The 16,276-nt window shown below is 68.8% G+C and carries 17 protein-coding genes; 12 read left to right on the plus strand and 5 right to left on the minus strand.

All coding sequences use genetic code 11. The annotated features are described in order from the left end of the window. Positions 1-181: 181 nt before the first annotated feature. Positions 182-1,768, plus strand: coding sequence for an alpha/beta hydrolase (locus AC069H_RS39835; protein ID WP_478235762.1), 1,587 nt, complete (start codon positions 182-184; stop codon positions 1,766-1,768). A 299-nt stretch (positions 1,769-2,067) separates the two neighbouring features. Here AC069H_RS39835 and AC069H_RS39840 read toward each other — a convergent pair whose 3' ends face one another. Next, positions 2,068-2,616, minus strand: coding sequence for a DUF6294 family protein (locus AC069H_RS39840; RefSeq protein WP_478235763.1), 549 nt, complete (start codon positions 2,614-2,616; stop codon positions 2,068-2,070). A 138-nt stretch (positions 2,617-2,754) separates the two neighbouring features. Here AC069H_RS39840 and AC069H_RS39845 point away from each other — a divergent pair, with 138 nt between their 5' ends. Then, on the plus strand, positions 2,755-3,249 hold the full coding sequence (locus AC069H_RS39845; RefSeq protein WP_478229387.1) for a helix-turn-helix domain containing protein: 495 nt from the start codon (positions 2,755-2,757) through the stop codon (positions 3,247-3,249). A 42-nt stretch (positions 3,250-3,291) separates the two neighbouring features. Here the strand turns inward: AC069H_RS39845 and AC069H_RS39850 are convergent, their stop codons facing one another. After that, positions 3,292-4,257 (minus strand): helix-turn-helix transcriptional regulator, encoded by a 966-nt coding sequence (locus AC069H_RS39850; RefSeq protein WP_478235764.1) that lies wholly within the window; start codon positions 4,255-4,257, stop codon positions 3,292-3,294. 258 nt (positions 4,258-4,515) lie between these two features. Between AC069H_RS39850 and argC the strand changes: the two genes are divergently transcribed. The 8 genes from argC to argH are packed head-to-tail and all read left to right on the plus strand — an operon-like array spanning position 4,516 to position 12,067. Then, a complete protein-coding gene (argC, locus tag AC069H_RS39855) occupies positions 4,516-5,544 on the plus strand; it encodes an N-acetyl-gamma-glutamyl-phosphate reductase (protein WP_478235765.1) in 1,029 nt (342 codons plus the stop codon). Beyond that, entirely contained in the window at positions 5,541-6,701 is a 1,161-nt protein-coding gene (argJ, locus tag AC069H_RS39860; protein WP_478229390.1) for a bifunctional glutamate N-acetyltransferase/amino-acid acetyltransferase ArgJ, read from the plus strand. Before argC ends, argJ begins: the two co-directional genes overlap by 4 nt. Further along, complete coding sequence (gene argB / locus AC069H_RS39865) at positions 6,698-7,618, plus strand: acetylglutamate kinase (RefSeq protein ID WP_340688371.1); 921 nt, start codon at positions 6,698-6,700, stop codon at positions 7,616-7,618. Before argJ ends, argB begins: the two co-directional genes overlap by 4 nt. Beyond that, complete coding sequence (locus AC069H_RS39870) at positions 7,615-8,820, plus strand: acetylornithine transaminase (RefSeq protein WP_478235766.1); 1,206 nt, start codon at positions 7,615-7,617, stop codon at positions 8,818-8,820. The genes argB and AC069H_RS39870 overlap by 4 nt, the downstream gene beginning before the upstream one ends. Before the next feature lie 16 nt (positions 8,821-8,836). Next, on the plus strand, positions 8,837-9,763 hold the full coding sequence (gene argF / locus AC069H_RS39875) for an ornithine carbamoyltransferase (protein ID WP_478229392.1): 927 nt from the start codon (positions 8,837-8,839) through the stop codon (positions 9,761-9,763). Beyond that, a complete protein-coding gene (locus tag AC069H_RS39880) occupies positions 9,760-10,281 on the plus strand; it encodes an arginine repressor (protein ID WP_340688373.1) in 522 nt (173 codons plus the stop codon). The genes argF and AC069H_RS39880 overlap by 4 nt, the downstream gene beginning before the upstream one ends. Beyond that, the gene (locus tag AC069H_RS39885) at positions 10,271-10,624 is read left to right on the plus strand and encodes an adenine nucleotide alpha hydrolase family protein (protein ID WP_125682416.1); all 354 of its coding nucleotides are present in this window, start codon (positions 10,271-10,273) and stop codon (positions 10,622-10,624) included. Before AC069H_RS39880 ends, AC069H_RS39885 begins: the two co-directional genes overlap by 11 nt. A gap of 27 nt (positions 10,625-10,651) precedes the next feature. Next, positions 10,652-12,067, plus strand: coding sequence for an argininosuccinate lyase (argH, locus tag AC069H_RS39890; protein ID WP_478229394.1), 1,416 nt, complete (start codon positions 10,652-10,654; stop codon positions 12,065-12,067). 59 nt (positions 12,068-12,126) lie between these two features. On the opposite strand, the gene AC069H_RS39895 is transcribed toward argH, so the two are convergent. The 3 genes from AC069H_RS39895 to AC069H_RS39905 are packed head-to-tail and all read right to left on the minus strand — an operon-like array spanning position 12,127 to position 14,008. Then, positions 12,127-12,765, minus strand: coding sequence for a TetR/AcrR family transcriptional regulator (locus AC069H_RS39895; protein ID WP_478235767.1), 639 nt, complete (start codon positions 12,763-12,765; stop codon positions 12,127-12,129). Beyond that, complete coding sequence (locus tag AC069H_RS39900; RefSeq protein ID WP_478235768.1) at positions 12,765-13,436, minus strand: DUF4166 domain-containing protein; 672 nt, start codon at positions 13,434-13,436, stop codon at positions 12,765-12,767. The genes AC069H_RS39895 and AC069H_RS39900 overlap by 1 nt, the downstream gene beginning before the upstream one ends. After that, a complete protein-coding gene (locus AC069H_RS39905; protein ID WP_478229397.1) occupies positions 13,433-14,008 on the minus strand; it encodes an SRPBCC family protein in 576 nt (191 codons plus the stop codon). Before AC069H_RS39905 ends, AC069H_RS39900 begins: the two co-directional genes overlap by 4 nt. Before the next feature lie 121 nt (positions 14,009-14,129). Between AC069H_RS39905 and AC069H_RS39910 the strand changes: the two genes are divergently transcribed. Continuing rightward, positions 14,130-14,765, plus strand: coding sequence for a DNA-3-methyladenine glycosylase (locus tag AC069H_RS39910; RefSeq protein WP_478229398.1), 636 nt, complete (start codon positions 14,130-14,132; stop codon positions 14,763-14,765). A gap of 32 nt (positions 14,766-14,797) precedes the next feature. Next, positions 14,798-16,072, plus strand: a complete 1,275-nt coding sequence (tyrS, locus tag AC069H_RS39915) for a tyrosine--tRNA ligase (RefSeq protein ID WP_125682428.1) — start codon at positions 14,798-14,800, stop codon at positions 16,070-16,072. The last annotated feature ends 204 nt before the right edge of the window (positions 16,073-16,276 follow it).

Genomic DNA, 16,276 nt, shown 5'->3' on the forward strand with positions numbered 1-16,276 from the left:
CAGTGGGCGCCGCGAGCGTACGACAGGGGACCGACAAGACGGATATGCCCGGATCGGACCCCGTTCTCAGACCGGATACCGACTAAAGAGGGATGGCGGTCAACGTGTCGGTCAGCGAGATTGAAGCCGGTTCTCGGTAGCTTCGGCCCGACCGGGTCGAACGCGGACGAAAAGGAACACAGTGAAGAAATTCGTTGCCGCCCTGGCGGTCGCGGGGATCGGCGTCGGCACCATGGCGCTCGCTCCCTCCGCCACGGCCGCCTCGGCGTCGGACTTCGATCCGAAGCCCATCTCCTGGGGAGCCTGTACCCGCCCGAGCCTGGTCAAGGCCGGCGCGGAATGCGGTTTCCTCGAGGTCCCGTTGGACTACGCGAAGCCCGGCGGGGAGAAGATCTCGATCGCCGTCTCGCGCGTGAAGCACAAGGCCGCCAAGTCGCAGGGGGTCATGCTGGTCAACCCGGGCGGACCCGGCGGCTCCGGCCTCGGCCTCTCGACCCTCGGCAGGGCCGTCCCCAAGAAGGCCGGTGAGGAGTACGACTGGATCGGCTTCGACCCGCGCGGCGTGGGAGAGAGCAAGCCGTCCCTGACCTGCGACGGGAACTACGCCTCCTACAACCGCCCGCAGTACGTGCCGACCACGCGCGCCATCGAGACCGCGTGGCGTGAGAAGGCGAAGGGCTACGCGAAGGCGTGCGCCAAGAACGGCGCGATACTCGACCACATCAAGACCATCGATGTGGCGAAGGACGTCGACAGCCTGCGCAAGGCGCTGGGCGAGAAGCAGATCAACTACTACGGCTTCTCCTACGGCACCTACCTCGGGCAGGTCTACAGCACACTGTTCCCGCAGAACGTGCGGCGGATGGTGTTCGACGGCACCGTCGACCCCCGCGACGTCTGGTACAAGGCGAACCTGAACCAGGACATCGCCTTCGACAAGAACATCAAGATCTACTTCGGCTGGCTCGCGAAGTACGACGACGTCTACCACCTCGGCAAGACCGCGGCCGCGGTCGAGAAGCTGTGGTACGCCGAGCAGAAGAAGCTGTACGACAAGCCCGCGGGCGGCGTCATCGGCGGGTCCGAGTGGACGGACATCTTCCTGCAGGCGGGCTACTACGTGTTCGGCTGGGAAGACATCGCGAACGCGTTCGCCGGCTGGGTGCACAAGGGTGACTGGCAGACCCTGAAGGGCCTGTACGACGACTCCAACCCGCCGGGCCAGGACAACGGCTACGCGGTGTACGCGGCCGTGCAGTGCACCGACGTGGCGTGGCCGCAGAGTTGGCCCCGCTGGAAGTTCGACAACTGGGTCACGCACTTCCGGGCGCCGTTCGAAACCTGGGGCAACGCCTGGTTCAACGCGCCGTGCCTCGACTGGCCCGCCAAACCGGGCAAGCCGGTGGAGATCGACGGGAGCAAGGTCCCCGGCATCCTGCTGGTCAACGAGGAGAACGACGCCGCGACGCCGTACCCCGGCAGCCTCGAGGTCCGCAAGCGCTACCCGAACTCCAGCCTGATCAGCGCTCCGGGCGGCACGACGCACTCGGGCTCACTGTCCGGTGTGTCCTGTGTGGACGACAAGATCGCGGACTACCTGCTGACCGGAAAGCTGCCGGTGCGCAAGCCGGGCAACGGTTCGGACGTGCAGTGCTCCCCGGTCCCGGCGCCGGTTCCCGCCGGTGCTTCCGCGGCCGCCAAGTCCGACCTTCCGTCCTCGGTCACCGAAGTGAAGAAGGAGGCGCTGGCTCAGGCGCTGCCTTTCTGAGTTTCTCGCTGGAAACGCCCCGGTCCGGATTTCCTGGACCGGGGCGTTTTCTGTGACGAGAAGGTCGAACGCTTCGTGTCGCGTTCGTGGGCGGGCCGGTGTCGCGAAAGCCACTTTGGGGACGTCTGGTGTCTCGAAAGTGGCTTTCGCGACATGGCCGTTGAGGTTGGGGCGTTTGGTCGCTTCAGGGTGTGGGTGGCGGATCGGGAGCCGGTCAGGTTTCCAATGCCGCATTGGAAGCGCTCAGTGTCCCCAATGCGACATTGGGGACACTGAGCTGCGGCCCCGGCGTGTGTCCGCTAGCAGTGGCTCGTCATCCGCATGCTGTGGATGCGGTCGAAGAACGCGGCGTCGAACGACCCCTCGGCGAACCACCAGTGCCACACGTTCTTGACGGTGCCCTTGACGAACTTGGTGTCACCGCCGTGATGGATGGGCCCGAGGACGATGCCGTTGCTGTCCAGGGTGTTCACCCACATCAGCCACGCGTCGTTGCTGTCGCTGCTGACGATCGTCGCTTCGAACGAAGCGCTGCCGTTGCGTCTGAGCGTCCATTTCGCGTTGTCCATCGTGCAGTCGCCTGCCTGGATGCGACCCCAGGTGAACCAGCAGGAATCCGCTCCGGTGCAGGTGGCCTGCGCGGTGGCGGACGCCGCCGTCCCGGCCGAGGCGGGCGTGACGAAGACGGCCCCGATCGTGAACACGAGCATTGTCACGAAAAGCGCCATCCGGCGTGCTTTGGTTTTCATGTTTCCTCCCCGAAAATCGTCGATCCGTGCCGGCCGGTCATCCGTCGTGAAAGAACCGGTGAGCAACGCTAAATCGCGGGTGAGCGCGGTCTGGATCACTTAGGTGCGGCAACAGGGGTGGCCGATAGTGCGTGAGCGGCACCCTCGCGGTCCGGAAAGCGATGAAAGTTCCGGTCACGCACCGAGTCCCCTCACCGCGCCGGAAAACTGTCGGCGCCGCCCGTTAGCGTCTCCGGCATGACCATCGTCGAAGAGCACCGGACCGAGATCCGCGTGCAGGACACCGTTTATCGCATCGAGGTCGCCGCCCGTGAGGGTGGCGGCGCGGCCGGGGAAGACCGCTGGGTGACCGTCATGGTCGGCGGAGCCGGACCGCAAGAAGAGCCTGTCGCCGAAGGCAGGCTCGATATGGACGCCGAAGCCGTACCGGCCTTGGCGACCGTCCTTTCCGACACCCTCCTGGCGTTCGCCGGGCGGGGCAACGCCAGGAACGGCCGCCGAAGATCGGCGGACCGCCCCGCCCAGCAGGGCTCGCCGTGGTCCGACGAGCTGGACGCGGAACTGGAAAGCCGTTGGCTGGCCGGGGAAAGCGTCGAGGAGATCGCACGGCGGTTCGAGCGGACACCGGGCGGGATCCGGGCCCGGTTGCCCAGGGTCGGTTGCGACCCGGAGCGCAGGGGCGCGTATCTCCCGATCCCGCCGAGCAGGCGAGAGGGAGGTGAACCCGGCTGAACCAGTGCGGTCGCGAGGGCGGGCAAGTCCTCGCGACCGCCGTCAGTCCACTGTGGACTTCGTTCCGCGCCGAGCCCTGGCCGCCATCTCCCTGAGATGATCGATCAGTTCCGGCGGTTCGTGCACGGTGAATTCGCAGCCGAGCCCGAGGATGCGGAACGCGAGCCAGTCCAGGGTGTCCGTGCCCGCGTGGAAAACGCAGCTCTCGTCGTCGATCGGTTCCAGCTCGCCGGATCCCTCGCCGATCGCGGGGGAGACCTGGCCGATCGGCGCGTGCAGGGTCACGCGTGCGCTGTAGGTGGGAAGGAGGCTGTACATCTTGTCGGTGACATAGGCCGCCACATCCTTCGCGGGTGGCTGTCTCGGCGTCGCCCGGCCACCGGTCGCCCGCGGTTCCGAGATCCGGTCCGCGCGGAAGATCCGCCAGTCGTCCCGGTCGAGGTCGTAGCCGAGCAGGTACCACCGGCGTCCGGCGGAGACGAGCCGATGCGGTTCCACATGCCGCCGGGATTCGGTTCCGTCGCCGGTGCGATAGGTGAACCGGGTCCGTTCGGTGTTGGCGATCGCGCCCGCGAAGACCGTGAGGTGTTCCGGGTCCACCGCGGACCCGGCGCCGGGGATCGGCACGGTCGCGGCGCCCAGCGCGCCGACCCGATACCGCAGCCGCGACGGCAGCACCTGCTCGAGTTTGGCCAGCGCCCGCACCGAAGACTCCTCGATTCCCGAGATCGCCTGCCCGGCGGCACTCCGGAGACCGACCGCGATCGCGACGGCCTCCTCGTCGTCGAGCAGCAGCGGCGGCATCGCCGTACCGGCGGCCAGCCGGTAACCGCCTTCGGAACCTCGCGACGCTTCGACGGGGTAACCGAGCTCACGCAAGCGGTCGATGTCGCGCCGGATGGTCCGCGGACTGACCTCCAGCCGGTCGGCGAGCTCGCTGCCAGGCCACTCGCGTGGGGTTTGCAGGAGTGACAGCAGGCTCAGCAGCCGGGCGGGCGTGTCGGTCATGCGGTCAAGGATGCCCGTACTAAGTGGTCACCATCGGAAGTCCTCCGGGGGTATTCGACGGCCCAGCTTCCCGCTGGACGCACGGCCGCGAGGCCCGAGTACAACCCGGTACGAGGACCTCGCGGCCGCACGCCCAGCGGAAACCTGGATCCGCCGAATACCCCCGGAGGACTTCCGATGGCAACCACTGAGTCCCGAATCGGGTGAGCCACACGACTTTGTTTGATTGAACTTGCATGGGAGTGCATAATCATGCGTATGACGGTGAAGATCGCGGTGGCCGGAGCCAGCGGGTACGCGGGAGGCGAACTCCTGCGCCTGCTGCTGACCCATCCCGAAGTCCAGATCGGCGCGCTCACCGCGGCCAGCTCCGCGGGGACGCCGCTCATCCAGCACCAGCCGCACCTCGCGCCCTTGGCGGACCGTGTCCTGCTGGAGACGACCCCGGAGACCCTGGCCGGGCACGACGTCGTCTTCCTCGCCCTGCCACACGGCCATTCCGGCGCCATCGCCGCGCGGCTGGTCCCGGACGTCCTGGTGATCGACCTCGGCGCGGACCATCGCCTCTCGGACGCGGCAGACTGGCAGCGCTGGTACGGCGGCGACCACGCGGGGCAATGGCCGTACGGGCTCCCCGAACTCCCCGGTGCCCGCGAGCGCCTCGCCGGGACCAAACGCATCGCGGTCCCCGGCTGCTTCCCGACCGGCGGTTCGATCGCGCTCGCCCCGGCGCTCGCCGCGGGCCTGGTCGAGCCGGAGGTCAACGTCGTCGCCGTCACCGGGACCTCGGGCGCGGGCAAGAGCCTGAAGCCGAACCTCCTCGGTTCGGAGGTGATGGGTTCGGCCGCCGCGTACGGCGTCGGCGGTGCCCACCGCCACACCCCCGAATTCGCGCAGAACCTTTCCGCGGTCTCGGGTGAGCGGGTCAAGGTGTCCTTCACTCCCGTGCTGGCCCCGATGCCGCGCGGGATCCTCACCACCGCGAGCGCTCCGCTGAAGACCGACCTGGACGCCGATGGCGCCCGCGAGGTCTACGAAAAGGCGTACGCCACCGAGCCGTTCGTCCAGCTGCTGCCCGCGGGCCAGTGGCCGTCCTCGGCTTCGGTCGTCGGCTCGAACAACGTCCAGCTGCAGGTCACCGTCGACGCCGACACCCGGCGCCTGATCGTGGTCGCGGCCATCGACAACCTGACCAAGGGCACCGCGGGAGGTGCCGTCCAGTCGATGAACATCGCACTGGGCCTCCCGGAAACCACCGGACTACCGACCGTAGGAGTCGCTCCGTGACCGTCACCCAGCCGAAGGGATTCCGTGCCGCGGGCGTCGCCGCCGGAATCAAGGCCGAGGGCAAGCTCGACCTCACGCTCGTCGTCAACGACGGGCCGCTGCAGGTCGCGGCCGGCGTGTTCACGCGCAACGTGATCAAGGCCGCGCCCGTCCTGTGGTCGCAAGAGGTGCTCAAGCAGCAGCGTCTCAAGGCCGTCGTCCTCAACTCCGGCGGCGCGAACGCCGCCACCGGCCCCGGCGGTTTCCAGGACACCCACAAGACCGCGGAGAAGGTCGCCGAACTCCTCGAAGCGGGCGCGATCGAGGTCGCGGTCTGCTCGACCGGGCTGATCGGCGAACGGCTGCCGATGGACGCGCTGCTTTCCGGCGTGGACACCGCCTTCGCCGGCCTCGGCACCGGTACCGACGCCGATCTCGCCGCCGCCACCGCGATCATGACCACCGACACCAAGCCGAAGCAGGCCGCCGCGAAGCACGACAGCGGCTGGAGCGTCGGCGGGTTCGCCAAGGGGGCGGGCATGCTCGCCCCGAACCTCGCGACGATGCTCTCCGTCCTCACCACCGACGCGGTCGTCACGCCGGAAGTCCTGGACAAGGCCCTGCGCGCCGCCACCGGCGTGACCTTCGACAGGCTCGATGTCGACGGCGGTACTTCCACCAACGACACGGTGCTCGTCCTCGCGTCCGGCGCCAGCGGCGTCGAGCCGACCGAGGCCGAACTGACCGAGCTCCTCACCGCGGTCAGTCTCGACCTCGTGCTGCAGCTGCGCGCGGACTCCGAAGGCGCGACCAAGTACGTCGACGTCACGGTCACCGGTGCGGCGAACGAGGCCGACGCCATCGCCGTCGGCCGCACGATCGCGGAGGACAACCTGGTCAAGACCGCGCTGTTCGGTTCGGACCCGAACTGGGGCCGCATCGCCATGGCGCTGGGCCGGGTACCCGCGAAGATCGACCCGGAGAAGGTCGCCATCGCGATCAACGGCGTCACCCTGTTCGCCGACGGCACGCCCGCGGCGGACCGCTCCGAGGCCGACCTCTCGGGCCGGGACATCCAGATCGTCGTCGACCTCGGTCTCGGCGAAAACGGGGCGACGATCTACACGACCGACCTCTCGCACGCGTACGTCGAAGAGAACAGCGCGTACTCGTCATGAGCCCTTCCGAATCCACCGTCCCCGCGGACGAGCGGCTCGCGACCGCCGCCGAGAAGGCTTCGATCCTCATCGAGGCCCTGCCCTGGCTGCAGCGATTCCACGGCGCCACCGTCGTGGTCAAGTACGGCGGCAACGCCATGATCGACGAGAGCCTCAAGCAGGCCTTCGCCGAGGACATGGTCTTCCTGCGCATGGCCGGCCTGCGTCCGGTGGTGGTGCACGGCGGCGGCCCGCAGATCACCGCGATGCTCAACCGGCTCGGCGTCGAGGGCGAGTTCAAGGGCGGCCTGCGTGTCACCACGCCCGAGACGATGGACATCGTCCGCATGGTGCTGACCGGTCAGGTCAGCCGCGAACTGGTCGGCCTGATCAACGCGCACGGCCCGTACGCGGTCGGCATCTCCGGTGAGGACGCGCGGCTGTTCACCGCCGAGCGCAAACAGGCCACTGTGGACGGTGTACCGGTCGACATCGGGCTCGTCGGCGAGGTTTCCGAGGTCAACCCGGACGCGGTGCTCGACATCGTCAACGCGGGCCGGATCCCGGTGGTGTCCACCGTGGCCCCGGACGTCGACGGCATCGTGCACAACATCAACGCCGACACCGCCGCCGGTGCGCTGGCCGCCGCTCTCGGCGCGGAGAAACTCGTCGTGCTCACCGACGTCGAGGGCCTGTACGCCAACTGGCCGGACCGCGGTTCGCTGGTCGACCGGATCCGCGTGGACCGTCTCGAAACCCTGCTGCCCGGCCTCGCCAGCGGCATGATCCCGAAGATGGAGGCCTGCGTGCGCGCCATCCGCGGCGGCGTCCGTCGTGCGCACGTGATCGACGGCCGCATCGCCCATTCGGTCCTGCTGGAGGTCTTCACCTCCCGCGGCATCGGTACCATGGTCTTCCCCGAAACGGAGCTTCCGTGACCACGTACAAGTCCAATGTAGACGGCCAGGAGCACTGGAAGTCGTCCCTCATGGACAACTACGGCACCCCGGCGCTGGCCCTGGTCCGCGGCGAGGGGGCGAAGGTCTGGGACGCCGACGGCAAACCGTACGTCGACCTGCTGGGCGGGATCGCGGTCAACGCGCTCGGCCACGCGCACCCCGCCGTGGTCGCCGCGGTCACCGAACAGGTCGCGAAACTCGGGCACACCTCGAACCTCTACGTGAATCCGGTCGCCGTCGAACTGGCCGAAACCCTCCTGGACGTCGCCGGCCTGTCCGGCAACGCGAAGGTGCTGTTCGTCAACTCCGGCGCGGAGGCCAACGAAGCCGCGCTGAAGATCAGCAGGCTCACCGGCCGGACCAAGATCGTCGCCTGCGAGGGGGCCTTCCATGGGCGCACCATGGGCGCGCTCTCGCTGACCGGTCAGCCGTCGAAGCGGGACGCGTTCGCGCCGCTGGTCCCGGGCGTCACCCACGTTCCCTACGGTGACGTCGACGCGCTTCGCGCCGCGGTGGACACCGAAACCGCGGCGGTGTTCCTCGAGCCGATCCTCGGGGAGGCAGGCGTCGTCCCGGCGCCGGACGGCTACCTCCAGGCGGCGCGGGAGATCACCAAGGCGACCGGGACCCTGCTGGTCCTCGACGAGGTACAGACCGGCATCGGCCGCACCGGCGCGTGGTTCGCCTTCCAGCACACCGGCATCGTCCCGGACGTCGTCACGCTGGCCAAGGGACTCGGCGGCGGGCTGCCGATCGGCGCGGTCATCGGCGTCGGCGAGGCAGGCGAGCTGATGAAGCCAGGTCAGCACGGGACCACCTTCGGCGGCAACCCGATCTGCTGCGCCGCCGGGCTCGCCGTGCTCAGGACCATCGCCAAGGACAACCTGAACGATCACGTTTCCGCACTGGGCAAGGACATCGCGTCCCGTGTGGAGGAGCTCGGCCACCCGCTGGTGTCCCGGGTCCGCGGTGCGGGGCTGCTGCTCGGCATCGCGTTACGCGAACCGGTCTCGGCGACGGTCGCCAAGGCCGCGCAGGACGCGGGATACCTGGTCAACCCGATCGCACCCGACACCATTCGGCTGGCACCGCCGCTCATCCTGAGCGCCGAAGAGGCCGCGGGATTCCTCGAAGCCCTTCCCGGGGCGCTCGATTCCACCACCACCACCACCACCACCTAGGACAGAGACGAAACGCATGCTCCGCAACTTCCTTCGTGACGACGATCTCAGCCCCGCCGAACAGGCCGAGATCCTGGATCTCGCCGACCAGCTGAAGGCCGAGCCGCTCAGCTCCCGCGCGCTGGAGGGCAAGTCCGTCGCGGCGATCTTCGAGAAGAACTCCACCCGGACCCGGTTCTCCTTCGAGGTGGGCATCGCCCAGCTCGGCGGGAACCCGGTCATCGTCGACGGCCGCTCCATGCAGCTAGGCCGCGAAGAGACCATCGAGGACACCTCACGGGTGCTCTCGCGGTATCTGGACGCGATCGTGTGGCGGACGTTCGCCCAGAAGCGCATCGACGCGATGGCGTCGGCGGCGAGCATCCCGGTGATCAACGCGCTCACCGACGAGTTCCACCCGTGCCAGGTGCTCACCGACCTGATGACCATCCGCGAGCGCAAGGGCAAGCTCGCCGGGCTCACCCTGGTGTACCTCGGCGACGGCGCCAACAACATGGCGCATTCGCTGCTGCTGGGCGGGACCACGGCCGGGATGCACGTCCGCGTCGTCTCGCCGGAGGGCTTCCAGCCGGATCAGCAGGTCATGCTCGACGCGAAGCACCGGTCGTCGGAGACCGGCGGCAGCACCACGGTCTTCACCGATCCGTACGCCGCGGTCGAAGGCGCGGACGTCGTCGTCACCGACACCTGGACCTCCATGGGCCAGGAGAACGACGGTCTCGACCGCGTCGGCCCGTTCCGCGAGCTGCAGGTCAACGCCGCGCTGATGCGCCGCGCCGCGGACGAGGCGATCGTGCTGCACTGCCTGCCCGCGCACCGCGGCTGGGAGATCACCGACGAGGTCATCGACGGACCGGCCAGCGCGGTCTGGGACGAGGCCGAAAACCGTCTCCACGCCCAAAAGGCGCTGCTGGTGTGGCTGATGGACGAGAAGCGACGATGACCGGCAGCAGGGTCACCCGGCAGGCACGGATCACCGAACTCGTGTCCACGATGGCCATCCGCAGCCAGACGGAGCTCGCGAAGCTCCTGGCGGCGGAAGGTATCGAAGTCACGCAGGCGACGCTTTCGCGGGACCTCGACGAACTGGGCGCGGTCAAGCTCCGGGGTGCGGATTCCGGCGCGCCGGTGTATGTCATTCCCGAGGACGGCAGCCCGGTACGCGGGGTGCAGGGTGGCACGTCGAGGCTTTCGCGGTTGCTCGCCGAACTGCTCGTTTCGGCGGACTCGTCGGGCAACCTGACGGTGCTGCGCACCCCGCCGGGCGCGGCGCAGTTCCTGGCCAGCGCCATCGACAGGGCGGCGCTGGAGGAGGTCGTCGGTTCCATCGCCGGCGATGACACGGTCGCGGTGATCGCGAGGGAACCGTTGTCCGGCAAAGACCTGGCCGAGCGCTTCATGGCGCTGGCCCGACGGTCGTCCACAGTGGACGGCGGTGAGGAGACCGAAGGTGACGCCTGACGGGTTCGCCTTCCCGGACGACCCGGAGAAGCTGGTCATCACCTTCGACGAGGGTGTGCCGGTGGCCATCGACGGGGAGACCGTGACGCTGCTGGAAGCCTTCCAGCAGCTGAACCGCCGTGTCGGCGCCTTCGGGCTCAGAGGACGCGAGATCTACGAGGGACCGGCCGCGGTAGCGCTGGTCACCGCGCACGAGGAACTGCAAAAGGTCAGTACCGGGCGGGTGTCCGGCGAGGTGCGGCTGGTCCTGCACCGCGGCAACGCGGTCGTGAACTCCGCGCGCGACGAGCGCGCGCTGTACGACTTCACCACAGGCGCTACCTTCGACCGGTCAGTCGCCTGAAGAGAACCAAGGAATCCGAGGAGTGTTGTGAGCGGGAATGAGCAGCCGGTGCAGCTGTGGGGCGGCCGGTTCGCCAGCGGGCCGGCGGAGGCGATGGCGGCGCTGAGCGCGTCGACCCATTTCGACTGGCGGCTGGCGCCGTACGACATCGCCGGGTCGCGGGCCCACGCGAGAGTGCTGCGGAAGGCGGGGCTGCTCACCGACGACGAGCTGACCGGCATGCTCGCCGCGCTGGACACCCTCGCGCAGGACGTCGAGTCGGGCGCGTTCACCCCGACCGTCGCCGACGAAGACGTCCACACCGCGCTCGAACGCGGTCTGCTGGAGCGGGCGGGCACCGAACTCGGTGGCAAGCTGCGGGCGGGCCGTTCGCGCAACGACCAGGTCGCGACGCTGTTCCGGATGTGGCTGCGGGACGCCGCCCGGCGGGTGGTCGCCGGCACGCTCGGCGTCGTGGACGCGCTGGTTTCGCAGGCGAAGAGGCACCCGGACGCGATCCTTCCCGGACGCACGCATCTGCAGCACGCCCAGCCAGTCCTGCTGGCGCACCACCTGCTCGCGCACGGTCAGTCGCTGCTGCGCGACGTCACCCGGCTGCGTGACTGGGACGCTCGCACCGCCGAGTCGCCCTATGGCTCCGGCGCGCTCGCGGGTTCCTCGCTCGGTCTCGACCCGGAGGCAGTCGCCGAGGAGCTGGGCTTCGTCACCAGCGTCGAGAACTCCATCGACGGCACGGCCTCGCGGGACTTCGTCGCCGAGTTCGCCTTCGACGTCGCGATGCTCGCGGTCAACCTGTCCAGGATCGCCGAAGAGGTGATCATCTGGAACACCGCCGAATTCGGCTACGTCACCCTCGACGACGCCTGGGCGACCGGCAGTTCGATCATGCCGCAGAAGAAGAATCCGGACGTCGCCGAGCTGACCCGCGGCAAGGCCGGGCGGCTCATCGGCAACCTGACCGGCCTGCTCGCGACGCTCAAGGCGCAGCCGCTCGCGTACAACCGTGACCTGCAGGAGGACAAGGAGCCGGTCTTCGACTCCGTCGAGCAGCTGGAACTGCTGTTCCCGGCGATCGCGGGCATGCTCGAGACGCTGACCTTCCACACCGACCGGCTCGCCGAACTGGCGCCCGCCGGGTTCACCCTCGCCACGGACATCGCCGAATGGCTGGTGCGCCAGGGCGTTCCGTTCCGTGTCGCGCACGAAGCGGCGGGGGAGAGCGTCCGCGTCGCCGAGGCCCGTGGTGTCGGCCTGGACGAACTGACCGACGAAGAGTTCGAGAAGATCAACCCGGCACTGACGCCCGCCGTGCGCGAGGTGCTGACCGTCGAGGGCTCGGTGAGCTCACGCAACGCCCGCGGCGGTACCGCCCCGGAGCGGGTCGCCGAGCAGCGGGACCGGCTCGTCGCGCGGGTCGCCGAACACCGCGCCTGGCTGAGCTGACCTCTCGCGTGAAAGCCCCCTCACTCGGCTCAGCCGCGTGAAGGGGGCCTTCACGCGCTTCAAGATCGCTTCGCGGTCTTCCGGAGCTTCGCGCGCACCGCGCGGGTGGCGACCGGTCCGAGCCCTTCGAGGACGTCGACCAGGACAGCCAGCTGTCCCAGCGCGCTCAACGCCTGCTCGGCGCCGTCCGGATCGACCGACTCGAACAGTGTGAGACCGAGGAACCCGGCGGAGACGGCGTGAGCGAGTCCTTCGGTTTCCACCAGTTCGAGCACCGGCGAACCGGCCAGCACGCGGTCCAGGGTCCCTTGGACTTCGCGGACCCATTTGTCCAGCGCCTGCCGCGTCGCCTCGGCCAGCCGTCCGCCGCCCTGCGCGCCGGCGAGTGCCTGGGCGAGGACCGTCATGTTCCCCTCGGCGCGTTCCTCCGCGTGGATGACCCGGCCCAGGTCCAGCAGTTCGCCGAGCGTGGTCACTTCGGCGAACCGGTCACGGAAGTGGGCGACGCGGCTTTCGGTCGCCGTCACGCAGGCCTGCGCGATCAGCTCCTCGACACTGCCGAAGTGGTAGAAGATCAGCGCCTGGTTGGTACCCGCCGCGGTGGCGACGGTCCTGGCCGAAACGGCGGTGATCCCGTTGGTGCGGATCGTCTCCAGCGCTCCGTCGATCAACCGCTGTTTCGTGCTGGGCCCGTTCATCAGTCCAGGACCTTCTCACGCAGGGGCTTCACCGCGCCGCTCACCCCCGGCCGCAGATCGACGAACCGTGCCTCGAAAGCGCCCCGGTAGCCGAACAGCGGCCCGAACCGCCGGTTCGTCACCTGGATCTCGATGCGGAAGAGTCCGCTCTCCGCGTCGAACCACTCGTCGACCTCGGCCACACCGACGACGGATCGCGGCACCACACACCGAAGCGGGCCCTCGCGGATCCGGAACTCCTCCGACCGGATGCGGAAGCCACCGTCCGGTCGCACCGTCAGGTCGAGATCGACGGCGAGGTGCTGATGCGTCCCCAAGTAGTCGACGATCTTCCCGCGCTCGGTGCTGTAGATCATCTGAGCGTCGAACCGGCGTCGCCGTTCCGGCAGTTCGAAGGTGCGTACGAACGACACCGTCTCCCTGCCGAGCGAGTCGACGTACGGATAGTTCTCGATGGTGAAGGGGACGTTGCGGCCACGTTCCGGGAACAGGATGTGCCTCGACGCGCCGAGCCGGAGGAACGGCGTGGTGAACGCGGCGCCGCGCCAGATCTCGTCCATCACGCCGACGCCGATCATCCCGACGCCGTTCTCCGTGCTCAGCGACAGCCGTTCACGCATTCGCGGATGCAACGACTCGAAGTCGGTGCCCAGCGCTTCTCGGAAGATCATGCCTGCTCCAGGGTGTCGAGGATGCGGGGCGTGACGCCGTCCTTGCCCGGCCGCGGGCTCCGGCGGCAGCGCCCCGCCGAGGGCGAGAGCAACGGGAGCTGTTCCGGCGGCCCGCCCGTCTCGAGCCACAGACGGAGCCTGTCGAACGACCAGGCCGTCATCCAGCCGAAGAGCGGCCGGAACAGCAGATCGGCGAACCTGCCGAAGACACCCCATCGAGTGGTGTAGTCGAAGCCGGTGACGAACCGGACACCGCCGTCGACCGGGGTGTAGCGCCAGTAGCCCGAACCGGACCTGATGAGCGACAGTGGGTCCGCGGAGGCGAACCGCAACGCGGACGTCCGGCCGCCGTCCGGCCGCGTGCTCTCCCCGGCGTGTGTCCCGGTCCCGCTGACGACGAACCCCAGGAACTCGGTCGTGTACCGAAACCGTCCCGGCGAGCCCGCGACCGGTTCGATCCGCGCGAAGCGGAGATCCCACCGTGCGTGCAGACGCGGATCCTGCGTGTACCGCCACAGCGTGTCCAGGTCCGTCCGGATCACCGTTTCGACGTAAAGCGCTCTTCGGCTCATGGAGCCCCCTCCAGTATTGAGCGTCCGCTCAAACCACTGTAAAGCATGTTTGAGCGACCGCTCAATACTCGGTCCGGTTAAGGTCGGCCTGGGAGAACGCGACGTAAGGGGAGTGCGGCACGTGGAAACCGGCAGACAGTTCACCCGGCGCGAGCTGGCGCTGGATCCGGTGGAGCTGTCCACACTCCTGCTCGGCGCGGTGATCGAAGCGACCGGTCCCGACGGCACGGTCGCCGTCCGCCTGGTGGAGGTCGAGGCCTACCGAGGGCTCGACGACCCCGCGTCGCACTGTTATCGCGGCAAGACGCCGCGCAACGCGGTCATGTGGGGACCGGCGGGGCACTTGTACGTGTACTTCGTCTACGGCATGCACTTCTGCGCGAACGTCGTCGGCACCGAAGACGGGCAGCCGGGCGCCGTGCTGCTGCGTGCCGGGGAGGTGGTGTCGGGTGCGGATATCGCCAGGGCGCGCAGGCCGTCGGCACGCGGCAACGGCGAACTCGCGAAAGGCCCGGCCATCCTCACCTCGGTGCTCGGCATCGACCGTGCCGAGAACGGCGTCGACCTGACCGACCCGGCGTCACCCGTCCGGCTGTTCTCCGGAGAGCGCGTTCCCGGAGCGGACATCCGTACCGGGCCGCGCGTCGGTGTCGCGATGGCGATGGACACGCCGTGGCGGTTCTGGATCGACGGATCGCCCGCGGTCTCCACCTACCGCCGTGGCGGCAAGCGACGGGCGGCCGCCCCCGGCCGATAGTCGGTTGACCTGGTGCGGGAGGATCTACAGGCGTGAGCGAGCACATCCTTGACGAGTTGACCTGGCGCGGCCTGATCGCGCAATCCACCGACATCGACGCACTGCGGCGAGACCTCGACCAAGGACCTCTCACGCTCTATTGCGGATTCGACCCGACCGCGCCCAGCCTGCACGCCGGCAACCTGGTCCCGCTGCTGATGCTCTCGCGCTTCCAGCGCGCCGGCCACCGGCCGATCGTGCTGGCTGGTGTCGCGACCGGGATGATCGGCGACCCGCGCGACACTGGTGAGCGCACGCTCAACACGCTGGACACCGTCGCCGAGTGGGCGGACCGGATCCGCGGGCAGCTGGAGCGCTTCGTCGACTTCGACGACTCGCCGACCGGCGCGGTCATCGAGAACAACCTGAACTGGACCGGCAAGCAGACCGTGGTCGAGTTCCTGCGCGACGTCGGCAAGCACTTCCCGGTCAACATGATGCTGAACCGCGAGACGGTGAAGCGCCGCCTCGAGGCCGACGGCATGTCCTACACCGAGTTCAGCTACCTGCTGCTGCAGTCGCAGGACTACCTGCATCTGTACCGCGAGTACGGCTGCAAGCTGCAGATCGGCGGCTCCGACCAGTGGGGCAACCTCGTCGGCGGCGTCGACCTGATCCGCCGGACGGACGGTGGCCACACGCACGCGCTGACCGCGCCGCTGGTCACCGACACCGAAGGACGCAAGTTCGGCAAATCCACCGGCGGCGGCAGTGTGTGGCTCGACCCGGAGATGACCTCGCCGTACGCCTGGTTCCAGTACTTCGTGAACGTCGCCGACGCCGACGTCATCCGCTACCTGCGGATGTTCTCCTTCCTCGGGCAGGAGGAGATCGCGGCCCTGGCCGAGGACACCGAGCAGCGTCCCCACCTGCGGTCCGCGCAGCGGAAGCTGGCGGAGGACTTCACGACCCTGGTGCACGGTGAAGAGGCGACCCGCCAGGTCATCGCCGCGAGCCAGGCGCTGTTCGGCAGGGGAGAGCTGCGTGAGCTCGACTCGGCGACTCTCGACGCCGCGATGGCCGAGGTGCCCAACGGCAAGGTCGACCCGAACGGCGAGTCGACCATCGTCGACCTGCTGATCGCCGCCGGGCTCGTCGACAGCAAGGGCGCCGCGCGCCGCACCGTCAAGGAAGGCGGCGCGTACGTCAACAACACGAAGATCGCCGACGAGGAGTGGAAGCCGTCCGCGGACGACGCTCTGCACGGCCGCTGGCTCGTGGTCCGCAAGGGCAAGCGCAACGTCGCCGGCGTGCGCGTCGGGGGCTGATCGCGGCCCCGGCCCGAAACAGGGCCGCTGACCTGCGGAAACGCAGTTAAGGTACCCCCCTGTTTCGGGCCCTTCCGGGGCGTGTAAAGTTCTCCAAGTCGCCAGGGAAACCGGGTGGCCGACCGGGACACGAACCAAGCTCTCGCTCAGTGCGATTGAGTGGGTGTCTCACCAAAAACTGCTAGGAATGACTGCTTCGGATAA

The organism is Amycolatopsis sp. NPDC043887, from assembly GCF_056435665.1.